At 48.6% G+C, this 6,000-nt stretch carries 5 protein-coding genes; 1 reads left to right on the forward strand and 4 read right to left on the reverse strand.

The annotated features are described in order from the left end of the window. The first annotated feature begins 80 nt into the window (after positions 1-80). Positions 81-2,348 carry a TerD family protein gene (locus HPS57_RS14180; protein WP_172184312.1) on the forward strand — a complete coding sequence of 756 codons (2,268 nt, stop codon included), beginning with the start codon at positions 81-83 and terminating at the stop codon, positions 2,346-2,348. Positions 2,349-2,501: 153 nt separating this feature from the next. On the opposite strand, the gene HPS57_RS14185 is transcribed toward HPS57_RS14180, so the two are convergent. The 4 genes from HPS57_RS14185 to ychF all read right to left on the reverse strand — a co-directional run bounded on the left by HPS57_RS14185 (position 2,502) and on the right by ychF (position 5,783). Next, entirely contained in the window at positions 2,502-3,095 is a 594-nt protein-coding gene (locus HPS57_RS14185; protein ID WP_172184315.1) for a hypothetical protein, read from the reverse strand. Positions 3,096-3,183: 88 nt separating this feature from the next. Beyond that, positions 3,184-3,543, reverse strand: coding sequence for a hypothetical protein (locus tag HPS57_RS14190; protein ID WP_369811557.1), 360 nt, complete (start codon positions 3,541-3,543; stop codon positions 3,184-3,186). 126 nt (positions 3,544-3,669) lie between these two features. After that, complete coding sequence (lgt, locus tag HPS57_RS14195) at positions 3,670-4,563, reverse strand: prolipoprotein diacylglyceryl transferase (RefSeq protein WP_172184322.1); 894 nt, start codon at positions 4,561-4,563, stop codon at positions 3,670-3,672. A gap of 119 nt (positions 4,564-4,682) precedes the next feature. After that, complete coding sequence (ychF, locus tag HPS57_RS14200) at positions 4,683-5,783, reverse strand: redox-regulated ATPase YchF (RefSeq protein ID WP_172184326.1); 1,101 nt, start codon at positions 5,781-5,783, stop codon at positions 4,683-4,685. Between the last annotated feature and the right edge of the window lie 217 nt (positions 5,784-6,000).

Here is a 6,000-nt window from a genome sequence, read left to right on the forward strand (position 1 = left end):
AGAGTGGCATACTTCTTAGCTCGTTGAGCAACAGTTTGCTAAATTGCCTTGCCGCTCAATTACCTTTAAAATTAAAAACAATGAATAAACAAACTTTGAATGCAGTAGCTTTAAGATATAGAGCTCTGTACCTTGGTATCAATCGCGAGGGCATCGACATGATCTCGGAGGTTTCTGCACCTGTCATTGCATTTGTTGCAAGATTGAAAGAAAATGGTTTTTCTGTAAGCGAGGAATTGTTACATGCTCTTTGCACAGTTTCGGCAAACGACTTGTCTGACATCACAGACACCATCAACGATGCCATGGGCGTGAACCTTAATTGGGCGCCTATAGTGAAGGGATGGGATTTACCTACCGGAGAATCACATATTGACCATATCGTTACTTTGTTCGCTAACGTTATTGGTGGCGAAAAGGCCGGCATTAAGGGCGAGACGCTTGCATGTGGCTGTTTCATTCCTGAAGGAACATTCCCATTGGAGCGTTATAATGGTTGCCCTTTCTGCGGAACACCATTCAAAACCGCCGGCTACGTATTCAAGGGACAAGGCAGCAAACTGAAAGAACTCCGTCTTTTCACCGACAAGGATACGAAGAAGGTTTTTGAGTCACTCCTTACATCGACGACACCTCTCGATGGCACACAGAAGGACTCATTGCAGAAACTTCTAACTATTTATTCCATTCCAGAGGCTGTGCAGATTGGCATGAAAGAAACAGCCATGTTTTTGGTTAAATCTCTTATTGATGGAGGCAAGGCTATAGAGGCAGGTGCCTTGATGAAGACTCCTACAGATGTTCTTCGCTATCTATGGTTTGAAAAAACCGGCAAAACCCAGATTATTGAACCGAAGACGCTTGTTGCACATGCCCGCGAACTCTACTCCCACATGTGGGGACCTCTCGACCGTGGTGTAGAAGCTTCAGAGGAGATGAAGAAGAAACTGCAGCTGAAGTACGACCGCAGGATGTGCCGTATTGTGGCTGAATGGCTGAATGGATTGAAGATGTCAGCAGAAAGTGCTGCAGAGAACATGAACCCCAAACGCGGTATGTGGGTACGCATGATTCGGGCGCTTCGTCTTGGCGAATACTCTCGTAAACCGGGTTTCGAGCATCTTGCAGAGATACTGGATGTATTCTATAAGCAGAAGTACACCACCTGGCAAGGTCAGGTGGACAAGGCGCGTATCAATAATGAGGCAGTTGCCGTGCTTGGTATGCTCAAACAGCGTCCCGGGATGTTTACTCGTTGTCTGTTTGCTACCATGCTTCGTTTTGGTAAGGAAAAGACATTGGTTGCTTTCGAGGAGGTAGCAGACAAGTTGCCGGCACGCCTGTTACTCTCTTTAGGCAATGCCGCAGATCTGTATTTCGACACAAAGCAGACTCGTATCGCTCGTCCTATTACCGGTGGCACGAAAGAGATTCCTGCCAACAAACTGCTCAACCTCTATAGCAAGGACGACCGCAAGAAGATGGCTGATGCAGTAAACGAGTTGTATAAAGCTTCAATGAAGAGGCGTTTTGCTGCTGCGAAGACAGAGAATAAGACCATATACATTGACCCGATGCTCTTCAATGTACCCGTAAGTGTAGGCGATAGAGCAACCACCATTCAGGACACCTCTTGTGCGTTGATGGGAACACGTTTCCCTGTTAAAGGTGATGCCATACGTCTGTTCCTCCAATGGGGAAAAGGCTTGCACGCCCAACACCTCGATATGGATTTGAGTTGTCGTATTGCCCTTGGTGATGGTAAGGTGGATGAATGTGCCTTCTACAACTTACAAACTGTTGGGGCAAAGCACTCCGGTGACATCCGTTCCATTCCTGAGATGGTTGGTACAGCCGAGTACATCGAGTTGTCCATGCCGGAGCTTATCAAAGCAGGAGCCAGATATGTGACCTTCACTTGTAACGCTTACTCATGTGGCGCATTGTCACCAAATCTTGTTGTTGGTTGGATGGATTCAGCCAATCCAATGAAGATCTCAGAGAAGGATGGTGTTGCATACGATCCGTCATGCGTTCAGCACATGGTTCGCATCAGCGAGAGCAATCTTGCCAAAGGACTTGTCTTCGGCATTTTAGATGTAGAGAAGCGAGATATTGTGTGGCTTGAAATGCCATACACAAGTCAGACCCTGAAGGGGTGTGACAGCACTACAGTAGAGGCTTTGCTTACACGGCTTGAGAACAAACTTTCTATTGGCGAGCTTCTCTCGCTTAAAGCATCGGCTCAAGGCCTCGCCTCTGTTGAATCAACTGATAAAGCAGATGAGAGTTACACTTACGAATGGGCACTCAATCCAGCAGAAGTAGCAAACTTGTTGCTTGGCTGATAAGAACATTACTTCTCGGGTTATATACAAACAAAGGATGACAGAAGCGTTTCTTGCTTGGTCATCCTTTGTTGGTTTTTCAAGGTTAACCAATCTTGACCGTGTGAGCCACAAGTCCTTCATTTGTTGGTTGCTGATTACGAATGCTGCTACTCATTCAAAGACTATGCTCTGCTCGTCGAACAAGGGAGCATCCTGACCAATCTCCACAAACAAGGCTTTGTCCGGCCGGCTGTCATGGATTTCAAAATAGCGCATGCCACTGTTGCCGATGCCCCATCCGTTGCAGGTGGAGGGGATTGGTTCGGTCTTGCCCAATGAGTCAATCTCTGCGGCGTATTTGCCTGTCGGAACGAGGACATAGCGGCTGACACCTTGCCGGTTGGAGTCGGTCTTGCGGAATCCACAGGTCAGTGAGTCTGTCCATGTGTGTAGTTTCTTCAGTTGCGGAAGCACATCATTGATGTTCATGTCCTTGATATTGAACACTCTGATTACAGGGCGATATGTCTTCACACTGTCATTCCATTCTATTTTTGCCACGCCCTGTGAGTCGTCGATCACGATGTGGATGCGTCCGTTTGTCTCCGCCCAGAATTTCATTCCTGCACCTTTGACTATCTCCCATTTGAAGCCTTCCTCCGCCTGGCGTGACGGTGTTTCTGGGAATATGGGGTAATTGCTTTCAGCGGTCTTGCAGCCGATAAGGGCAAGCGTGGTGATGGTGGTGAGCAAGATGTTTCTCATATGTTTCGTTTTCAAATGAAGAAAAAAAACTCCGACAGTTGCTTATAAGGGAAACATGCTATAAGCAGCTGTCGGAGATTTGTTGTTTCTATTGGTTGCCGGTTGTGTTGTTCTGGTTGTGGAGCAGATGGTTCATGCGTGTCGACTCAAGGATGGGGAGGTTCGTCTCGGTAGGCACATAGATGACGGTCTTGTTGCTCAGGTCCGACTGCTGGCGCACCCAGAGGTACTGGATGTAGGTCGGAGTGATGCTGCCGTTCTCTATCCTTATCGCCTCGGCTGCACCTTTCGCTCGTTCAACCTCCGCCTGGGCATTGAGCTTCTCGGCCTCAAGGTTGGCGCGCGCCTCCTCTATCTTTATCTTGCGGTTCTGCTCAGCCTTTGCGAACTCCGCCTTGCCTTCCATCTCCTGTGACCATACGTTGTACCACGGGCGGATGAATGCCATACTGATGATGAAGACTATCACGACTCCTATTCCCCATAGGATGTTCCTGATGACGGCAGGAGTGATGTTGAATTCGTTGTTGTAGTTGCTCATGATTGTGAGGTTTTTGGGTTTATGGTTTAGGATTTAATGCTGCTGCTTGTTCCTTAGTCCGCGGAGGATGAAGAACGCTCCCGCAAGAATGAACGGAACGGAGAGCAGTTGTCCCATGTTGAAGAGCATGCCGTTCTCGAAATCCACCTGCTCTTCCTTGGTGTACTCGATGAAGAAGCGGAAGGTGAAGATGGCGAACAAGAGTATGCCGAAATAAAGTCCAGAGCCTATGAAATGCTTTCTTCCCTCTTTCTTTGCCGTTATTGCGAGTCTGTCGTTACGGCTGTAGATAGTCCACAGGATGAGGAAGGTGAAGGCGTAGAAGACAGCCTCATAGAGTTGTCCCGGGTGGCGTGGCTGCATGTCCACGCGCTCAAAGACGAATGCCCATGGCAGGTCTGTCGGCTTGCCTATGATTTCGGAGTTCATGAGATTCCCGAGGCGTATGAATGTTGCTGTTATAGGTGTGGCTATTGCGACCATGTCGAACACAGACAACAGTTTCATGCCCATGTGGCGGCAGTACATCCATATAGCGAGGAGCACTCCGATGGAGCCGCCGTGGGATGCGAGTCCTTCGTATCCGGTGAATTTCCATTGCCCTGTGGAGAAGGAATCTATGATGCCGTCCCCGAGGAGTCGCACAGGGATGAACATTTCGAACACGCCTTTTGCCGAGGCAAGGAAATAGTCAGGCTGATAGAAGATGCAGTGGCCGAGGCGTGCTCCGATGATTATTCCGCAGAAGCAGTACAGGAACAGTGGCTCGAACTTCTCTTCGCCGTATTTCTGCTGTATGTAGAGCCGTCGGACGCACATGTATGCGCCCAGCAGTCCTATAAGCCAGCAAATGGAGTACCATCTGAAGGACACCGGGCCGAGTTGGAGTGCTACGAGGTCAGGATTCCAGTTGATGAATAGATTCATGGTTTTGTTTTTTATGGATGTGATGCGGCATGATGAATCATGATTGAACTTGTTGTATCATGATTCAACAAGTTGCGTCATGACTCACCATGGCATGTTGTATCATGTTTCCTCTGCAACTAAACATTGAATCGGAAGTGCATGATGTCACCGTCCTGCACGACATATTCCTTACCCTCTATGCCGAGTTTTCCGGCTTCCTTTATGGCAGCCTCCGACTTGTAGTTGATGTAATCCTCGTACTTGATGACCTCGGCGCGTATGAAGCCTTTCTCAAAGTCAGTGTGGATTACTCCGGCACATTGTGGAGCCTTCCAACCCTTCTTGTATGTCCATGCCTTCACCTCCATCTCGCCTGCTGTGATGAACGTCTGGAGGTTAAGCAGCGCGTAAGCCTTCTTGATAAGGCGGTTCACTCCTGACTCCTCCAAGCCCAGCTCTTCAAGGAACATCTGCTTGTCCTCGTAGCTCTCGAAGCCCGCGATGTCCTCCTCGGTCTTTGCTGCGACAATCATGGATTCCGCTCCCTCCTCTTTTGCGAGAGCGTCAACCTTGCGTGTCCATTCGTTGCCGTCCTTCGCTGCTGTCTCGTCAACGTTGCAGACATAGAGCACAGGCTTTGAAGTCAGCAGGAAAAGGTTCTTCGCAGCGTCCTGCTCCTCCTTGCTCTCGAAAGTCACGGTGCGCGCGTTGCGCCCAGCCTCAAGGCATTCCTTGTAGGCACTCATCACGGTGAACTCCACCTTTGCGTCCTTGTTGCCTGTGGAAGCCATCTTCTGTGTCTTGGCATATTTTGCTTCGATGGTCTCAAGGTCCTTCAGTTGCAGCTCGGTGTCAATGATTTCCTTGTCGCGTATAGGGTCGATGTTTCCGTCCACGTGCGTGATATTTTCATCCTCGAAACAGCGGAGCACGTGTATTATGGCGTCCGTCTCACGGATGTTGCCGAGGAATTTGTTTCCGAGACCTTCACCCTTGCTTGCCCCTTTGACAAGTCCTGCGATGTCTACTATCTCGCATGTTGCCGGCACGATGCGTCCCGGGTGGACAATCTCCGCGAGTTTTGTCAGTCGCTCGTCCGGTACGGTAATCACGCCGACATTAGGTTCTATTGTGCAGAAAGGGAAGTTTGCCGCCTGCGCCTTTGCGCTCGACAGACAGTTGAAAAGTGTTGACTTGCCTACGTTTGGCAGTCCTACGATACCACATTTTAGTGCCATTGATTCTTATGCTTTATTGATTTTTTATTTCATTTTAATCTGCAAATATAGGCAAAAATAGTCAGACAGGCAAATTATTTGCAATTATTTAAGCTAAAAAGCTGTATGCTGCTGCAAATAAAGAGTCAACCCGCAAGTGCAATTGTTTTTGCAAAGTTACATAAAGAATTTGAAAAACTCCCTTACCGGCGTAGAGAATTTCAGTTTTTCCCTTGGT

Source organism: Palleniella intestinalis (assembly GCF_013166595.1).
Classification (GTDB): Bacteria; Bacteroidota; Bacteroidia; order Bacteroidales; family Bacteroidaceae; genus Prevotella; species Prevotella intestinalis.